This window comes from Meiothermus luteus (assembly GCF_003574085.1).
GTDB classification, from domain to species: Bacteria; Deinococcota; Deinococci; order Deinococcales; family Thermaceae; genus Meiothermus; species Meiothermus luteus.
The window spans coordinates 1-636 of record NZ_QWKZ01000222.1; the positions used below are offsets into that span (position 1 = coordinate 1).

The 636-nt window shown below is 66.4% G+C and carries 2 pseudogenes; one reads left to right on the top strand and one right to left on the bottom strand.

From position 1 onward, the window contains the following. A pseudogene (locus Mlute_RS15420) lies at window positions 1–346 on the bottom strand (S41 family peptidase); the annotation flags it as partial. 56 nt (window positions 347–402) lie between these two features. Here Mlute_RS15420 and Mlute_RS15425 point away from each other — a divergent pair. Continuing rightward, a pseudogene (locus Mlute_RS15425) lies at window positions 403–636 on the top strand (AI-2E family transporter); the annotation flags it as partial.

Sequence of the window (636 nt, forward strand, 5' to 3'; positions counted from 1 at the left end):
GGGGGGTGGGTGGCGGCTCTTCCTCCCTAAAGGGCAGAGGTAGGCACGCCACCCGGCCCAAGTAGCGCTGGGCCTCCTGGGGGTTGAGCACCCGGGAGTGGGCGTCCTTGAGCTCGGCGTACATCTCGTCCAACAACCGGTATAGTTCCTCCCAGCTTTGCACCTCGGGCAGCCGCTGGCGGTAGGTTCGGCCAACCCCCTCCCAGTCCACCCCCTTGAGCTGGGGGTCGTAGTAGCGTTCTTTGACCAGCCGCCAGGCCTGCTCAAAGCGCAGCGCGAACTCCCGAGGGGGCTGGGCTAGAGCAGAGGCCAGCAGGGTTGCCAGGGCAAGCGCCCACCTGCGCATGGCCAGATGATAAGCCCTTGGGCTGCTCAACCGCACCTGGGGTATCGTATTAGCCGATGCGCCAGGATTTGCTCGAGGTGTGGAAGGTTCTTTGGGTGCGGCTAGCGGTGTATGCCCTGTTGGCTTACCTTTTGTTGCAAGGGCTGTCTTGGCTTTTGGGCGGGGCCCGGGGGGCGCTGGTCACCCTGGCCTTGGCCTCCGCTTTTGCCTACCTGGCCGCGCCCATCGTGCGGGCCTTGGAGCGCTGGCGCGTGCCTCGAGGGGTGGGGGTGGGCCTGGTGTACCTGGGG